At 45.3% G+C, this 18,237-nt stretch carries 3 protein-coding genes; 2 read left to right on the top strand and 1 reads right to left on the bottom strand.

Going from position 1 to position 18,237, the window contains the following annotated elements:
* The first annotated feature begins 159 nt into the window (after positions 1-159).
* Entirely contained in the window at positions 160-1,476 is a 1,317-nt protein-coding gene (locus C1S73_RS01950) for a TolC family outer membrane protein (RefSeq protein WP_038873745.1), read from the top strand.
* A gap of 1 nt (position 1,477) precedes the next feature.
* Positions 1,478-2,101 (top strand): OmpA family protein, encoded by a 624-nt coding sequence (locus C1S73_RS01945; RefSeq protein ID WP_038873742.1) that lies wholly within the window; start codon positions 1,478-1,480, stop codon positions 2,099-2,101.
* A gap of 82 nt (positions 2,102-2,183) precedes the next feature.
* On the opposite strand, the gene C1S73_RS01940 is transcribed toward C1S73_RS01945, so the two are convergent.
* Complete coding sequence (locus tag C1S73_RS01940; protein WP_102778941.1) at positions 2,184-18,173, bottom strand: tandem-95 repeat protein; 15,990 nt, start codon at positions 18,171-18,173, stop codon at positions 2,184-2,186.
* Positions 18,174-18,237 lie beyond the last annotated feature (64 nt).

Here is an 18,237-nt window from a genome sequence, read left to right as displayed (position 1 = left end):
ATATGTGCTACGGTGTTATAAGGGGTCAGGCTGAGAATTAACCTCAAAAGCCTAGGGATAACAGTGAGTTGATAAATAATGCATTCAACCGCTGTTTAATGTCGTTGAATCTCATTTGTGAGAGCGGCAAATTGTATGGATTTTTCTGGGAGAATCGCCGTGAAGTGGAGCCGACTAAGCATAGCGTGCTGCAGTTGCCTAATAGTGTCATTTCCTATTTTCGGTCAAACGTTAGAACAGGCTGTAGCCTTAACGCTGAAAACAAACCCTGATTTGAAAGCTGCATTTAACGAATTCACAAGTAGTCGTTACGTTAACGACGCTTCATCAGGCGCATATTTACCACAAATTGATTTAGACGCTGGTATTGGTTACGAGGGAATTGATCCAGCCGAGAGTGTCGGACGTGGACAAACCGACTTAACCCGTAAAGAAGCGGCCGTGACCTTAACCCAACTTATCTGGGATGGGTCTGCAACTCTGAACGACATCGATCGAACTGCGGCAGACGCAGAGTCACTGCGTTATCAACTCCTTGCTGATGCATCGGACAAAGCGCTAGAGGTGACAAAAGTTTATTTAGATGCGGTGAAAGCCTATGAAATTTTGACCTTGTCTGAAAACAATCTAGCGGTGCACAAACGCATTTACTCAGATATTAAAAAGCGTGTGAACTCCGGTATCGGTTCCACTGCAGATTTGACGCAGGTAGAAGCACGTTTAGCAAAAGCGCACGGCAATCTTGCTGCTGCACAAAACAACCTCTATGACACACATACCATGTTTACTCGGTTAGTGGGTCAATCCCCACAAGGCCTAATTTTCCCTAGAGCTGATGAGAACTTCATTCCATATACTGTCGATGAAGCTGTAGGAATCGCTTTTGAGGAACACCCAGTGGTGAAAGTAGCGGTTGCTGATGTCGACTCAGCTAAGTTCCAGTACAAGCAATCCAAAGGGGTTAACCTCCCTACTGTCTCTATCGAAGCTTCACAAACTTGGCGAGATGATGCAGATGGTATTGAAGGTCGAAGTGACGAAACACTCGCAATGTTGCGTTTAAGATACAACCTTTATAACGGAGGCAGCGATGCGGCAAACTCAGAAAATTTCGCCTACCAATTAAACAAGGCGAAAGATTTACGCGCGTCCGCATACAAGAATATAGAAGAAGGGTTACGACTTTCTTGGAGTGCTTTAGATTTAACCTTGCAGCAAAAAGAATTCTTATCTGATCACGTAGACTCCGCAGCAGAGACCGTAATTGCCTACGAAAAGCAATACGGCATTGGCAAACGAACTCTCTTGGATTTGCTCAACACTGAGAATGAACTTTTCGAAGCACGTAAGGATTATCTGGATTCAAAATACGCCGAGCAATACGCAAAATACCGCGTAATGAATGCTACAGGACAACTGCTCAACTCTTTGCGCGTCGATATTCCGCAAGAGTGGCTAGAGAAAGTGGAGTATTAATATGAGAGTAATACCTATTTTTTTCATGGCGTGTTTGATTTCAGCGTGCAGTTCTAATTCTAATACCGAAACGGGCGATGAATACGAGTACATTGAAACACCCACCGCCAATCAAATTGCCGACCTGATCGATGATGATCGAGATGGTGTCATCAATGCTCGAGATTTGTGTCCTGGTACACCGATTGGTTCAGAAATCGATAATGATGGATGTGGGGAATTCTTAAAAACGTCCCAAGAAATGCAAATTCGAGTCTTGTTTGCGAACGATTCAGACGAAATCAATCCTATCTTTTCACAACAGCTCCGTGAGTTATCTGAGTTCTTGAAAGAATACCCAAGCACTTCTATTGAACTTCAAGGATATGCGAGCCGAACAGGGACTTCGCAACATAACTTAGACTTATCCAAACGCCGAGCTGAAAATGTAAGAAGAATCTTGCTTCAAAATGGCATATCACCGAACCGAGTAACCATTGTCGGCTACGGAGATACGATTCTGGCGTCTACTGGCACGGATGAAACAAGTCATGCGCTTAACCGACGAGTCACCGCTACCGTCGTCGGATACAAAGGAGAAGTGAAGAAAGAATGGACCATTTTCACCACTCTTCCTAAAAGCTAGCTAAGCCCATACGCTCACATAAACTAAAAAGGTCTAGTGTTTACTAGACCTTTTTGATTGATAGTACTGCCTTACGGTTTACCTAGTTACTAGATAAATCGTTGATCTTAAGCAGATCATTCAAGATTGCACTGCCATCTATTGGGGATAATACGCCATCGTTAAGGTATTCACCGTACTGACTTGAGCCTCCCTCAATCACGAGTTTCTGGCTAGATGAACCATCCGATTCTGAAATCGTTAGGATCAGGTTCTCTCCATCGGCTTCCAACCCAATCTCATTGTTCGCAAGTAGTGAATCAATAGAGTCTGAATTATCAGTATGAAGCAAATCAGAAATATCAATCTTATCTTCGCCTTTAGTGAAGTCTGTGATCGTATCAATCTCACCATCTCGAATTCCGGAACCTTCATCGACAAGTTTAAAGATATCATCACCAGAACCACCTATAAGGATGTTGTCCCCTTCGCCACCGACCAAGATATCGTTCCCGCCGTGACCAAATAAGATGTCGTCACCTTGTTCTCCATAGAGTGAATCTGCTTTATCTCCTTGGTGGTTTTGATTAAATTCATCGATATGATCTTTCACATAAGTATGAATAGCTTCGGCATCAACTTTAGAAATATCTTGACCAGTTTCTTGTGCGACATGGGATTGAATTGCACTGATTCCCTGTTCATTGCCACCAAACTCGATCAAGTCACCAAGAAGGATGTCATCACCCTCTCCACCGCGGATGATATCCGAACCTTGTTTCAATGGAACATCTTGACCAAGTATCGTTTCTGCAAGTTTCGTAACATCAATTTCTGATTCGACAACGCCATCGGTGTCGTATTGTTGCAGTATGCTTTCCGATACGCCGCTTCCCAGACCGATTGCCTCCACACTCGAAAGGAGAGCTAGAACTTGATACATATGCTGAGCCTGAACGGAACTTCCACCTCTGTCATCGTATTCAAGGATTCCATTCTTACGGTCTATATCACCGATTTTCTGCCCCGTTTGAGGAGAGAAAAGATGCCCATCACTGTTGATTAAGACGTTACCTTTGTAACTAACGGTTTGACCAAAGCTGTAGCTGTTATCATTAACCACATCTTGCAACGTAACAAGCTGCCCATCGTCACCCACATCAAGTATGACTTTAGAGAATTCAGGACGCTTTATATTGTCGAGGTTATCGTATGTATTTGGCTGACCGTCGGTAATAAAGTATGTGATATTTTCTCCATTGACGTTTGGCTGAGTACCAAACCAATCGACTGCCGATTGCAAACCAGATTCATAGTTCGTATTACCACTACCGTAATCACCGATCTTATTGAGTTCCTCGACAAAATCAGTTCTTGCAGTTGCAGAACTCAGATCCACTTCAATCACCTTCGTCGCCCCAGTAGCAAACTCAGAAAGCAATATGTTTACCGTACCAGGCTCAACACCTTGGTTAACGGATGCAAGTAGCTCATCAAAAACGTCCAGAACTTCATCTTTTGCACTACCAACCCAGCTGCCCATGCTGCCAGACGTATCAAGCACAAACGCAATGTTGTAATCCTGTCCTGCGATGATTTCTAAACCTTGGACATCACCAACAATGAGGTCATTGTCGGCATTACCTTTGATCGTGTCATCTCCGTGCGAACCTGACTTAAGCTCAAACTCACGAGCAGTAATGTCAACCGATTCCGTTGTCGTTGCGGCATCATTATTTGATGCTTCTACAGACGTTGCGGTAACACTCATAGGAAAATCAAAGCTGCCTTCATAATCGAATGGTACTTTAATCTCCAACGATGCGTGGCCTTGACTATCGATATTGACAAGGTAACTGCCATTGAGCTCTGGAGTAACTATCAGGTCATTTACGTATAGCTCTACGCCCGACGGTAAGCCGTCGATGAGAACAGTTTGGTTCAAGCTTTCGCTGCCATCAGCGTCGACTAAATCGACATTAATATCGATAGGAATCCAACGATCTTGCAGTATCTGATAAGTCCCGTCAGGGTTAAGTTCTACTACTTTGTCGGCAAAGACGACACGCTCGATCTCATATAAGTGATCTCCACGGTCTTCTTGTCCTGTATTGTCATTAACCGAATCGATGGAACGGTTATCCAAGAAGATCCAGTATGGAACATCACCACCGTGGTTATTCTTGAAGGTAAACTCGTAGTCACTAAAGTTACCTGTTAAGTAAGCCGTATCTGTCCCATCGTGTTCCGTGATAGTTGAAGCATCATCACCATAGAATGAGTCATTCTGCCCACCTCCAACAAAGACATCGTCACCGCCACCACCATAGAAGGTATCGTTGTAATCGGTACCAACAAACAGACTATCTGTATCTGAAATGTCGTTATTATTGCCAAGCATTACGTTTGCTGGTGGGTTGTCTTCTTGATAAACACTGTCTAGCCCCAGCCCAGCGGCAACTGATGCATTCTGAGGTTTGGTACTATCAATCGCTGATGTAACTAGGCTGTGGTTTGAATCAACCGCATCGTTCTTTGAAATATCGCCAACTGAAATCGTAACTTTTGGCGCGTCTGCGACAGCAACGACCTCAATATCCAATGTCTCTGTTGCGCCAGTATTCGTGGTGTATGTAATCGATGGAACATCACCAGACCAATGTTCAACCGGTTCGAACTTGTAGCTACCGTCTTGGTTTACCACCAATGAACCACTATCTAGCGAGACCGTTTCACCAACAGCGTAGTCTGTATTGTTAACGGTAATATGGTCGACCAATAGGACATTATCGCCATCAGTATCATTCAATAAAACGTTACCCTGTAGCGACACATCTTCATTCGTGATGCCAACATCACTAGTTGTGTTTGTCGCTAGATTTTCATGCACGACGACATTAATCGTGGCATGTGAGTCTTCAGTATCACCATTCGAGCTTTCTGTACTTGTCGCCGTTACCGTAATGGTAAAGTCATCGTGCGATCCCGTTGGTGGTGTCACCGTCATAGAGTCAAGTGACCATCCTGTAACATCCAGTGCTTCGTTCACTGTCGCTACCGTAATAGAATTCACTCCATCAGAGAGCACCGCACCAATTGGCAAACCTTTTAATGTCACTGCAAGTGATTCAGAGCCATCAGTATCAGTCAGACTTGCTCGAATTTCTGAAATTGGAATAGCGGTATCTTGCAACCCTTCATTGACTTCATACGTCTCATAGAACTGAACGCCGTCCACTTCTTTTAACTCAGAAGTTCTTGCATCGATTGCATCCAAAGCAACTGAGTCACTCACCACATACAAGTTGCTGTTACTTAAATTAACTGGCGTTTGGCCATTGATAGAGACATCTACATTAAAATTGCCTGGCCCACTCTGGTTGTGATGATAAATCTCTATCGGGTAGAAGCCGGAAACAGAAGGTACAAATTCACCACCTTTAATGTCGCCACTCCCATTACCCCAGCGAGCCTCATCAACAAGTGTTCCACCAATTTTAATTGCTAAACTATCATCAGCGGTACCTACGAAGTCGTAGCTTGTACCAGCTTCTAGGTAGACTAATGCTGTCACTAATACGGCTTCATCCGCTGCTGTTGCCCCTGACGCGGTATCCTGAACATTGGTGGTGGTCGATTGGCTGCCATCTTCTAAATCTAAAGCTTCAATAGCATCAACCAAAACTTGTCCCGCAACACCTTGACCGTTATCAGAACCAATAATGACATTTGTCCAAGAAGTCACGTTGAAATCTTGTTGAGGAAGAGATAACCCTGGAGTCACTGTAACCAAATTCGGCGCATCTGCATCTGGGGTAACATCAATCGTCAATACAGATTCTTGCCCCGTATCTTCCCCATCCGTTGGTTTAAAACCAATTTGCGCATAGCTCCCTTCTTGATTACCAACTCCATTTCCAGTGAAGCTGTCATCACCAGATTCGTTTACCTCTGGAGTGAAACGTACACTATCGGCATCAAACTGCGATTTACTCAATACTTGGTCTGTTTGAACCGTCTGCCAATTTCCTTGCTCATCTTTGTACTCAAGTGCACCGTCGCTAGGAAGCGATGTAATTTGGACAGACAGCGTCGATGTTTCTGAGTCGGCATCCGTGACGCCAAATGATGCCCAATCCAGAGTGACTTGGGAATCTTCTAGAGTGGTAACTGACGAAGGCGAAGCTTCTGGTGCATCATTCACGTTTACAAGTGAAACATTAACCTCTGCTGTGTCTACGCCACCCGTACCATCGGCAACCTTCACCTGCAGTGTATAGTCGCCTAAATCAACATCATCAATAGTCTTGTTGAGTGAAACCTCACCCGTCGATGGGTCGATATCAAATAGGCCGTTCGTTGTTGTTCCATCAGCAAAACTGTAAGTAAGTTCATCGTTATCTAGATCTTCAGCAACAAGCGTACCCACAACAGTGCCACTAACACTGTTTTCATTTACGGTGCCAAAGTCATAAACATCATTGTTTGCTGCATCGCCAGGAAGATCACCGTCAGAAATAAACTCCGGCGCATGTTGAGCGTCTGCGATAGAAACAGATGCCTCTTTAGAAACCGTATTCAACGAAGAGTCAGCACCACTCGTTTCAGTTAGTGTCACTGTCAGATCTTCAGCACCTTCATAGATACCGTCATCCAGCGTCTCAATATCAAGGGCGACTGAAGTTTGGCCTGCAGGAATAGTCACAGTGTAATTGTTTGGCGCGGTGTAATCATCACTATCAACATCACCACCAATCGTGAATGTCACTACAACATCCTCATCCGCTTTCTGGTCGATACTTACCGTAAAGTTCGCATCACTACCTTCAGCGGTAGAACCTGCGTCAGCAACAATGCTTACCTTCGGAGCTTGCTGAGCGTCATTGATTGTCACGCTCGCACTGTTGTTTGTAGAAGCGGTTGCATCTGCGCCATCCACATCTGTGATCGTGACAGTAAATGACTCTGCACCTTCGTAAGTGCCGTCAGTTAGCGTAGTGATATCGAGGTCGACAGAAGACTGACCTGCTGGTACTTCAATGCTTGCTACGCCAGTAAAGTCAGAGCCATCTTGAGCAGTACCAGAGTATTCGAACTCAACCGTTACTTTCTCATCAGCGACTTGGTCCAAGCTCACAGTAAAGCCAGCGGTTTGACCTTCGTTGACGCTGTCTTGGTCAGCAACAATGCTCACTTTCGGTGCCGTCTGTGCATCTGTTACAGAGACCGATGCCTCTTTAGAAGCCGTATTCAAAGAAGAGTCTGCACCACTCGTTTGAGTTAGTGTCACTGTCAGGTCTTCAGCGCCTTCATAGATACCGTCATCTAACGTCTCAATATCAAGGTCGACTGAAGTTTGGCCTACAGGAATAGTCACGGTGTAAGTGTTTGGCGCTGTGTAATCATCGCTGTCAACATCACCACCAATCGTGAATGTCACTACGACATCTTCATCCACTTTCTGGTCGATGCTTACAGTAAAGTTTGCATCACCACCTTCAGCGGTAGAGCCTGTGTCAGCAACAATGTTGACTTTCGGTGCTTGCTGGGCGTCATTGATAGTCACGCTCGCACTGTTATTTGTAGAAGCGGTTGCGTCTGCACCTTCCACATCTTTAATCGTGACAGTAAATGACTCTGCACCTTCGTAAGTGCCGTCAGTAAGCGTAGTGATGTCTAGATCGACAGAAGACTGGCCTGCCGGTACTTCAATACTTGCTACGCCAGTAAAGTCAGTACCATCTTGAGCAACACCTGAGTACTCGAACTCAACCGTTACTTTCTCATCAGCAACTTGGTCCAAGCTCACAGTAAAGCCTGCGGTTTGACCTTCGTTGACGCTGTCTTGGTCGGCGACAATGCTGACTTTTGGTGCACTTTCTGCGTCTAAAATTGTTGCCTGTCCAGTTGCTTGACCATTAGTCGTCACCCCATTACTTTCTATCACAGTGAGGCCAAACGTTTCATTTCCCTCGTAGATATGATCTTCGTTAGTCGGCACAGTAACCGTGATATCCTGGATTCCCGCAGGTATTGTTACATCCCCATTTCCATCAACATTCAATGATTGTGTTTGGCCATTAGTGTCTACATAAGTCACAACTAAATCGCCAAGGTCATTATCCCCTGCTGAATAGTTTCCGTCCGTCTCTACCGATAGGTTAACAACAACAGCACTTTCAGTTTGATTTGATAACGAAACCGTAAAGACTGCATTTTCACCTTCATCAACAGTCCCGCCACCATCTACGATTAGCGTAGGCTTGTCGTTGTCTGGTGTTGTCGGCCCCACAACAGAGCCGTCATCTTTTATGTTCGCTTGACCAACGGCAGAACCATTTGAAGTGATGCCAGCAGACTCCGTCGCGACTAAACCAAAGCTCTCAGAGCCTTCGTAGACATCATCCTGAGTCGTAGGAACAGATACTTCGATTGCAGTAATACCAGCAGGAATAGTGACATCACCATTGTCTGAAACGGTTAGTGATTTCGTTTCGCCTTCACTGTCTTTGTAGGTTACGACAAAATCTTTAATGTCAGAGTTTTCTGCTGTATATGCGCCACTCGTGCTCGTGGCCAAATTGATAACGACTGGTGACTCTGTTTGATTAGACAAAGAAACAACAAATATTGCTTCTTCCCCTTCATTAATATCACCACCACCGCTGATAGATAGCAGCGGCTTATCGTTATCTGGCGTTGTTGGACCGACAGCTGAGCCATCATCCTTTATCACTGCCTCACCACTCGCCACGCCGTTTGATGTAATACCGCCAGTTTCGGTCACAACCAAGCCGAAAGATTCTGCACCTTCGTAAACATCGTCTTGTATCGTTGTTATTGTTACCGTGATATCAGTAACTCCGGCAGGAATAGTAACGTCTCCACTTGGACTAACATCCAGAGTCTGCTCTTGGCCTTCTCCGTCAATATAAGTCACCGTCATGTTACCAAGATCTTCATCTTCAGCTGTGTAGTTGCCATCTGTCTTTGGACTTAGATTGACGACAACAGGACTTTGAACTTCGTTAGACAGCGACACCGTGAATACTGCGTCAGAACCTTCGCTCACGTCGCCAGCATTACTCACTGAAAGTGACGTACTATCATTATCCAAAATTGTTGATGAGCCCGACTCGCTACCGATTTCAACTTTCATCGTCTCGTCATTTTCAACAACAAGATCATCAATCGTCGGCACAATGATCTCGAAGCTACTAACACCTGCAGGAACAATCAGGTAGCCCCCTGCAAAAACAACACCATTCGTGTAGGTTGCATTTGAGAGGTTGATGTCTGAATCATCTGCCGATGAGCCTGGAGCCAATGTAGTTATTGGATACTTAACCGCCGTTTCTGTCGCCTCATCCATTACCACAGAAAACGTAACGTCTTCTCCTTCTGTAACAGTGTTCCCTGTTAAAGATAGACCCGGACCGTTTTCCGACACGTTGCCGTCTAGAACCTGATTAGCAATAGTAACCGTTGCAGGGTCACTTTCAGCGTTACCAGAATCAACTACAACGTAGTCAAAACTGTCTTCAGGTGGGAACCCCTCTACATAACGCAACTCCCAATTCCCAGATGTTTTTGTCGAGAAGTCTAATTGAGTAATCACCGCCCCTTCAGGTAGAGGGTAATCCTTACCGAAGCCAATACTAGTCTCCTGAAATAGCATGTTGTTGCCTTCTGGCTTCAAGAACTCAATAACTTGAGTTTGCTCTGTGCCGTTAGCATCAAGGTATGTCACCGTGATAAGAGCAGCATTGTTGTCGCCGTGCTCAAACAAGCCTCCTAGACCATCCAGACCAAGATTCACGCTGCCAACAGGGTTCTCAGACAAATCAATGCTGATGGTTTCGCCGCGCTGAATGCCTTGCCCATCGTTATCAGCAATACCATGACCAATATGTGAGACTTCTCGGTTGTATTGAGCTAGCACACCACTATCAGAGGAGATATCAATAGACGCTCCATTTACTAGATATTCGGTTCGACTGTGTGACTCACCAACGTCTGCACTTAAACCCCAGTTGTAGAAATCCGTCGTTGACTCTTCTCCATTTGGAGAATTAGGTCTGTCTTTGATACCAAGCAAGAATCCAACATTATCCGCTTCGTAGTAGATGCTGTCTTTGTTGTACAACGAGCCATCGGCCGATGTAATTTCTTGAAGATCGCCATTTTCATCTTTGAAATACAAGGTGCCAGATGTAGGTAGCTCTGTTATCCGGATCTGAAGATCATCACCATTTAAGTCATCCTCAACGTCAGAAATATGATCGCTTTCTGAGCCTTGGTCCAAAGGCTTATCATCAGTATCAAAAATTACGTTAGTAATAAGTTCGTCAACGCTATGGTCAAAGTCTTCGTTAAGTGGCTGGTCGTTAACTGGTGTAACGTTCAGAGATACTGTTGTGGTTTCAGTTACACCGCCAGAAGTAACCGTGTAAGTGAACTCATCCGCACCGTTGTAATCTTGGTCTGGCTTGTAAGTGATCGTGCCGTCGTTGTTCACAAACACACTGCCATTTGCAGGGCCATCGCCCACTTCTACGGATACAATTGGTGATTGGCCTTCAAAGCTATCATTGTCTAACACATCCAAAATTGTTGGCGTATCTTCAACGATATCTGCACTATCAGCGACAATATCGGCAACGGCATTGACTGTGAAATCAACTTTCTGACTCACTTCCAAACCACTTGGATCTGTGGCTGTAAAAGTAAGCTCTTCAGAACCATTCCAGTCAGCGGTTGGGGTGATCGTCGCAATACCATCGACAATTGACACTTGAATGTTACTGTTCCCAGAAACGCTAAACGTCAATTCGCTATCTGCGTCGTCAACATCGCTAAATGCATCATTTAAGTTAATCGTGTACTCAGCAAAATCCTCAGGTAGAACTTGGTCAGCAATAGTGTTTTCTACCACTGGTTTGTCGTTTACAGGAGTAACGTTCAGCGTAACTGTTGTGGTTTCAGTGACGCCGCCAGAAGTGACTGTGTAAGTGAATTCATCCGCGCCGTTATAATCTTGGTCTGGTGTGTAAGTAATGGTGCCTTCGTTGTTAACAACCACACTGCCATTTGCAGGGCCATTGCCCGCTTCAACTGATACTACTAGCGATTGACCTTCGAAGGTGTCGTTACCCAACACATTCAAAACAGTCGGCGTATCTTCAACGATATCCGCGCTGTCAGCGACAATGTCGGCAACTGCGTTGACTGTGAAATCAACCGCCTGACTCACTTCCAAACCACTTGGGTCTGTCGCGGTAAACGTCAGCTCTTCAGAACCATTCCAATCTGCAGTTGGTGTAATCGTCGCGATGCCATCAACAATCGATACTTGAATGTTGCTGTTGCCAGAAACGGTAAACGTCAGTTCGCTGTCCGCGTTATCAACATCGCTAAATGCGTCATTCAAGTTAATAGTGTATACAGCAAAATCTTCCGGTAGAACTTGGTCAGCAATGGTGTTTTCCACCACTGGCTTGTCGTTAACAGGCGTAACGTTTAGCGTAACTGTTGTGGTTTCAGTGACACCGCCAGAGGTGACTGTGTAAGTAAACTCGTCAGCGCCGTTGTAATCTTGGTCTGGTGTGTAGGTGATCGTGCCGTCGTTGTTCACAACCACACTGCCGTTCATCGGACCATCTCCAGATTCAACCTTAACAACTGGCGACTGGCCTTCGAAGCTATCGTTGTCCAACACGTTCAAAATTGTTGGTGTGTCTTCAACGATATTCGCGCTGTCAGCGACAATGTCGGCAACGGCGTTGACTTTGAAATCAACCGTCTGACTCACTTCCAAACCACTTGGGTCTTTTGCAGTGAACGTTAACTCTTCAGAACCGTTCCAGTCTGCTGTTGGTGTAATCGTCGCGATACCATCAACAATCGAAACTTGGATATTGCTGTTACCAGAAACGCTGAACGTCAGATCGCTGTCTGCATCGTCAACATCGCTAAACGCGTCATTTAAGTTAATCGTGTACTCAGCAAAATCTTCCGGTAGAACTTGGTCTGCAATGGTATTCTCAACCACTGGCTTGTCGTTTACAGGAGTAACGTTCAGCGTAACTGTTGTGGTTTCAGTAACACCGCCAGACGTCACTGTGTAAGTGAATTCATCAGAACCGTTGTAATCTTGGTCTGGTGTGTAGGTAATGGTGCCATCATCGTTAACGACCACACTGCCATTTGCAGGACCATTGCCCGCTTCAACTGAGACAACTGGTGATTGGCCTTCGAAGCTATCGTTATCCAGCACATCCAAAATGGTTGGCGTATCTTCAACGATATCTGCACTGTCAGCGACAATATCGGCAACAGCGTTAACTGTGAAATCAACCGTCTGGCTAACGCTTTCACCATCAGGATCTGTCGCGGTAAACGTTAACTCTTCAGAACCATTCCAGTCTGCTGTTGGTGTGATAGTCGCAATACCATTAACAATCGAAACTTGGATATTGCTGTTACCAGAAACACTAAACGTCAGATCGCTGTCTGCGTCGTCAACATCGCTAAATGCGTCATTTAAGTTGATGCTGTATTCAGCAAAATCTTCCGGTAGAACTTGATCTGCAAGGGTGTTTCCCACCACTGGCTTGTCGTTTACCGGAGTAACGTTCAGCGTAACTGTTGTGGTTTCAGTGACACCACCAGACGTGACTGTATAAGTAAACTCATCCGCACCGTTGTAATCTTGGTTTGGTGTGTAAGTGATCGTGCCGTCGTTGTTCACAACCACACTGCCATTCGCAGGGACATTGCCAGCCTCTACTGACACGACTGGCGACTGACCTTCGAAGTTATCATTGTCTAACACATCCAAAATTGTTGGTGTGTCTTCAACGATATTCGCGCTGTCAGCGACAATGTCGGCAACGGCGTTGACTGTGAAATCAACCGTCTGACTCACTTCCAAACCACTTGGATCTGTGGCTGTAAAAGTAAGCTCTTCAGAACCATTCCAGTCAGCGGTTGGGGTGATCGTCGCGATGCCATCGACAATCGATACTTGAATGTTGCTGTTACCAGAAACAGTAAACGTTAGCTCGCTATCTGAGTTATCAACATCACTAAATGCATCATTTAAGTTAATCGTGTACTCAGCAAAATCTTCCGGTAGAACTTGGTCAGCAATGGTATTCTCAACCACTGGCTTGTCGTTTACAGGAGTAACGTTCAGCGTAACTGTTGTGGTTTCAGTAACACCGCCAGAAGTAACCGTGTAAGTGAACTCATCCGCACCGTTGTAATCTCGGTCTGGTGTGTAAGTGATCGTGCCGTCATCGTTAACAACCACACTACCGTTAGTCGGACCATCTCCAGATTCAACTGTAACAACTGGTGATTGTCCTTCAAAACTATCGTTGTCTAACACATCCAAAATGGTTGGCGTGTCTTCAACGATATCTGCACTATCTGCAACAATATCAGCAACAGCGTTAACTGTGAAATCAACCGTCTGGCTAACGCTTTCACCATCAGGATCTGTCGCGGTAAACGTCAACTCTTCAGAACCATTCCAGTCAGCGGTTGGGGTGATCGTCGCAACACCATCGGCAATCGATACTTGAATGTTGTTGTTGCCAGAAACAGTAAACGTCAGTTCGCTATCTGCATTATCAATGTCACTGAACGCGTCATTTAAATCGATGGTATAAGGCGTAAAGTCCTCTGGGAGAACTCGGTCTGCAAGGGTGTTTTCTACCACTGGCTTATCGTTTACAGGAGTAACGTTCAGCGTAACTGTTGTGGTTTCAGTGACGCCGCCAGAGGTGACCGTGTAAGTGAACTCATCCGTACCGTTGTAATCTTGGTTTGGTGTGTAAGTAATCGTGCCGTCGTTGTTCACAACCACACTGCCGTTAGTCGGACCATCTCCAGATTCAACTGTAACAACTGGTGATTGTCCTTCGAAACTATCGTTGTCTAACACATCCAAAATGGTTGGCGTATCTTCAACGATATCTGCACTATCAGCGACAATATCGGCAACGGCATTGACTGTGAAATCAACTTTCTGACTCACTTCCAAACCACTTGGATCTGTGGCTGTAAAAGTAAGCTCTTCAGAACCATTCCAGTCAGCGGTTGGGGTGATCGTCGCGATACCATCGACAATCGATACTTGAATGTTGCTGTTACCAGAAACAGTAAACGTTAGCTCGCTATCTGAGTTATCAACATCACTAAATGCATCATTCAAGTTGATGGTGTACTCAGCGAAGTCTTCCGGTAGAACTTGATCGGCAATGGTGTTTTCTACCGCTGGCTTGTCGTTAACAGGCGTAACGTTTAGCGTAACCGTTGTGGTTTCAGTGACTCCACCGGAGGTGACTGTGTAAGTAAACTCATCCGCACCGTTGTAATCTCGGTCTGGTGTGTAGGTAATGGTGCCGTCATCGTTAACAACCACATTGCCATTTGCAGGGCCATTGCCCGCTTCGACTGATACAACTGGCGATTGACCTTCGAAGCTATCGTTGTCTAACACATCCAAAATGGTTGGTGTATCTTCAACGATATCCGCACTGTCAGCGACAATGTCGGCGACAGCGTTAACCGTGAAATCAACCGTCTGGCTAACGACTTCCCCATCAGGATCTGTCGCGGTGAACGTTAGCTCTTCAGAACCGTTCCAGTCTGCTGTTGGGGTGATAGTTGCGATACCATCGACGATCGAAACTTGAATGTTATTGTTGCCAGAAACAGTAAACGTCAGTTCGCTGTCTGCATCGTCAACATCGCTAAATGCGTCATTCAAGTTAATCGTGTATTGAGCAAAGTCTTCCGGTAGAACTTGGTCAGCAATGGTGTTTTCTACCACTGGTTTATCGTTGACTGAAGTTACGTTTAGCGTGACCGTCGTAGTCTCAGTGACACCACCAGAGGTGACTGTGTAAGTGAACTCGTCAGCGCCGTTGTAGTCTTGGTTTGGCGTGTAAGTGATCGTGCCATCATCGTTAACAACCACACTGCCATTTGCAGGGCCATTGCCCGCTTCTACTGATACAACTGGTGATTGACCTTCGAAACTATCGTTGTCTAACACATCCAAAATGGTTGGTGTATCTTCAACGATATCTGCGCTGTCAGCGACAATATCGGCAACAGCGTTGACTGTAAAATCAACTACCTGACTCACTTCCAAACCACTTGGGTCTTTTGCAGTGAACGTTAACTCTTCAGAACCGTTCCAGTCTGCTGTTGGTGTAATCGTCGCAATACCATTAACAATCGAAACTTGGATATTGCTGTTACCAGAAACACTAAACGTCAGATCGCTATCTGCGTCGTCTACATCATTAAATGCGTCATTCAAGTTGATGGTGTATTCAGCAAAATCTTCCGGTAGAACTTGGGCAGCAATGGTGTTTTCAACCACTGGCTTATCGTTTACAGGAGTAACGTTCAGCGTAACCGTTGTGGTTTCAGTTACACCACCAGAAGTAACGGTGTAAGTGAACTCATCCGCACCGTTGTAGTCTTGGTCTGGCGTGTAAGTAATTGTGCCGTCGTTGTTCACAACCACACTGCCATTTGCAGGGCTATTGCCCGCTTCTACGGATACAACTGGCGATTGGCCTTCGAAGCTGTCGTTGTCTAACACATCCAAAATTGTTGGTGTGTCTTCAACGATATCTGCACTATCTGCAACAATATCAGCAACAGCGTTAACTGTGAAATCAACCGTCTGGCTAACGCTTTCACCATCAGGATCTGTCGCGGTAAACGTCAACTCTTCTGAACCATTCCAGTCAGCGGTTGGGGTGATCGTCGCAACACCATCGGCAATCGATACTTGAATATTGCTGTTACCAGAAACGGCAAACGTCAATTCGCTATCTGCGTTATCAACATCGCTAAAGGCATCATTCAAGTTAATGGTGTATTCAGCAAAGTCTTCCGGTAGAACTTGGTCTGCAAGGGTGTTTTCCACCACTGGTTTGTCGTTCTCTGGGGTAACGTTTAGAGATACTTTTGTGGTTTCAGTGACACCACCAGACGTGACTGTGTAAGTGAACTCATCCGCACCATTGTAATCTTGGTTTGGTGTGTAGGTAATGGTACCGTCATTGTTCACAAACACACTGCCATTTGCAGGGCCATCACCCGCTTCTACGGATACAACTGGCGATTGGCCTTCGAAGCTATCGTTGTCCAACACGTTCAAAATTGTTGGGGTGTCTTCAACGATATCTGCGCTGTCAGCGACAATGTCGGCAACGGCGTTGACTGTGAAATCAACCGTCTGCCTAACTTCCAAACCGCTTAGATCTGTCGCAGTAAACGTCAGCTCTTCAGAACCATTCCAGTCTGCAGTTGGTATAATCGTCGCGATGCCATCAACAATCGATACTTGAATGTTGCTGTTACCAGAAACGCTAAACGTCAATTCGCTGTCTGCGTCGTCAACATCACTAAACGCGTCATTTAAATCGATGGTATAAGGCGTAAAGTCCTCAGGTAGAACTTGGTCTGCAAGGGTGTTTTCCACCACTGGCTTGTCGTTTTCTGGGGTAACGTTTAGAGATACTGTTGTGGTTTCAGTGACACCACCAGACGTGACTGTGTAAGTGAACTCATCCGCACCGTTGTAATCTTGGTTTGGTGTGTAAGTGACCGTACCGTCGTTGTTCACAAACACACTGCCATTTGCAGGGCCATCGCCCGCTTCTACGGATACAACTGGTGATTGGCCTTCAAAGCTATCATTGTCTAATACATCCAAAATTGTTGGTGTGTCTTCAACGATATCCGCACTGTCAGCGACAATGTCGGCGACAGCGTTAACCGTGAAATCAACCGTTTGGCTAACGACTTCCCCATCAGGATCTGTCGCGGTGAACGTTAGCTCTTCAGAACCGTTCCAGTCTGCTTTTGGGGTGATCGTTGCGATACCATCGACGATCGATACTTGAATGTTGCTGTTACCAGAAACGGCAAACGTCAATTCGCTATCTGCGTCGTCAACATCGCTAAATGCGTCATTCAAGTTAATGGTGTATTCAGCAAAATCCTCAGGTAGAACTTGGGATGGGATAGCATTTTCGGTTGTCGGAGCATCATTAAGTGGATTAACTATTACCGAAACCGTTGCTTCATCTGTTAGTTCACCATCGCTAACAACATAAGTGATAGTTGCTTCGCCGTTGAAATTCTCCGCTGGAGTGAAAACAAGTTTGCCATCTACGATCTCAACAATACCTTGTTCAATAGGAACAGATGCACTCACGATGGTTAACGTATCGTTATCTAGATCAGTATCATTTGGCAAAACATCAATCGTAACCGGAGTATCTTCATCGGTGGTAGCGATATCGTCTACTGCTACTGGCGCATCGTTAACAGGATTCACACTGATTGTCACAGATGCTTCGTCTGTCATTTCTCCATCAGTCACTACATAAGTAACCGTTGCGTCACCATTGAAATCCTCAGCAGGAGTAAAGATCAACTCACCATCAACAATTTCTACTGTTCCTTGCTCATCAGGCACGGTAGCAGATTCGATAGATAAGTTTTCACTGTCTTGATCGGTATCATTAGCTAGAACATCAATTGTGACAGGTATATCTTCGTCGGTTTGAATATTGTCATCTTCCGCAACAGGCGCCACAGGGGTAACTGTCGGAGATGTTTCGTCAGAACGGATATTACTTAAGTAGAGCTCAGCTAATGACAAATTCTGAGTTTCAGAAAAACCTAGCGCTGCCAACCCGGTCGTTTCAAAATCCGTGTCGGCTAATAATTCTGCAGCAGTGCGTTCAACAGTGCCGCTAGTTTGCAAACTAGAACCGTTACTTTGACCTGCAGCTGGTGCAAAATCTTCGTTTAGCAACGTTGGGTCTTGCCCTTCTCGAAGAGCGTCAATAATTTGAGCAACATCGTCAGAAACGTCTTGCACCCCTTCTTGTTTTGCAACTAAAACCTGAAGCTTATCTGGTTCAGCTCCAGTTTTAGAAACAATCAACTCACCAGGTGACGGTTGTTCGTTTTCGGCAAGCGCTCTTAACTGCCCATCCAAACCTATTACGACTAATTGCCCACCAAGTGAAACTAAGGCTGTACGATCCATATAAACCTCTGACCTAAAATTACTGTCAACATTTTGACCATTGATACTTATTCGTTATATATTG

Origin of the sequence: Vibrio jasicida 090810c, assembly GCF_002887615.1 — a bacterium.
GTDB classification, from domain to species: Bacteria; Pseudomonadota; Gammaproteobacteria; order Enterobacterales; family Vibrionaceae; genus Vibrio; species Vibrio jasicida.
The sequence above is the reverse complement of the archived record's forward strand: the minus strand, read 5'-3'. Positions and strand labels throughout refer to the sequence as shown.

Excerpts from the sequence above, each read along its gene's own strand:
- C1S73_RS01945 (WP_038873742.1), top strand. The coding sequence starts at position 1,478 with ATGAGAGTAATACCTATTTTTTTCATGGCGTGTTTGATTTCAGCGTGC.
- C1S73_RS01940 (WP_102778941.1), bottom strand. The coding sequence starts at position 18,173 with ATGGATCGTACAGCCTTAGTTTCACTTGGTGGGCAATTAGTCGTAATA.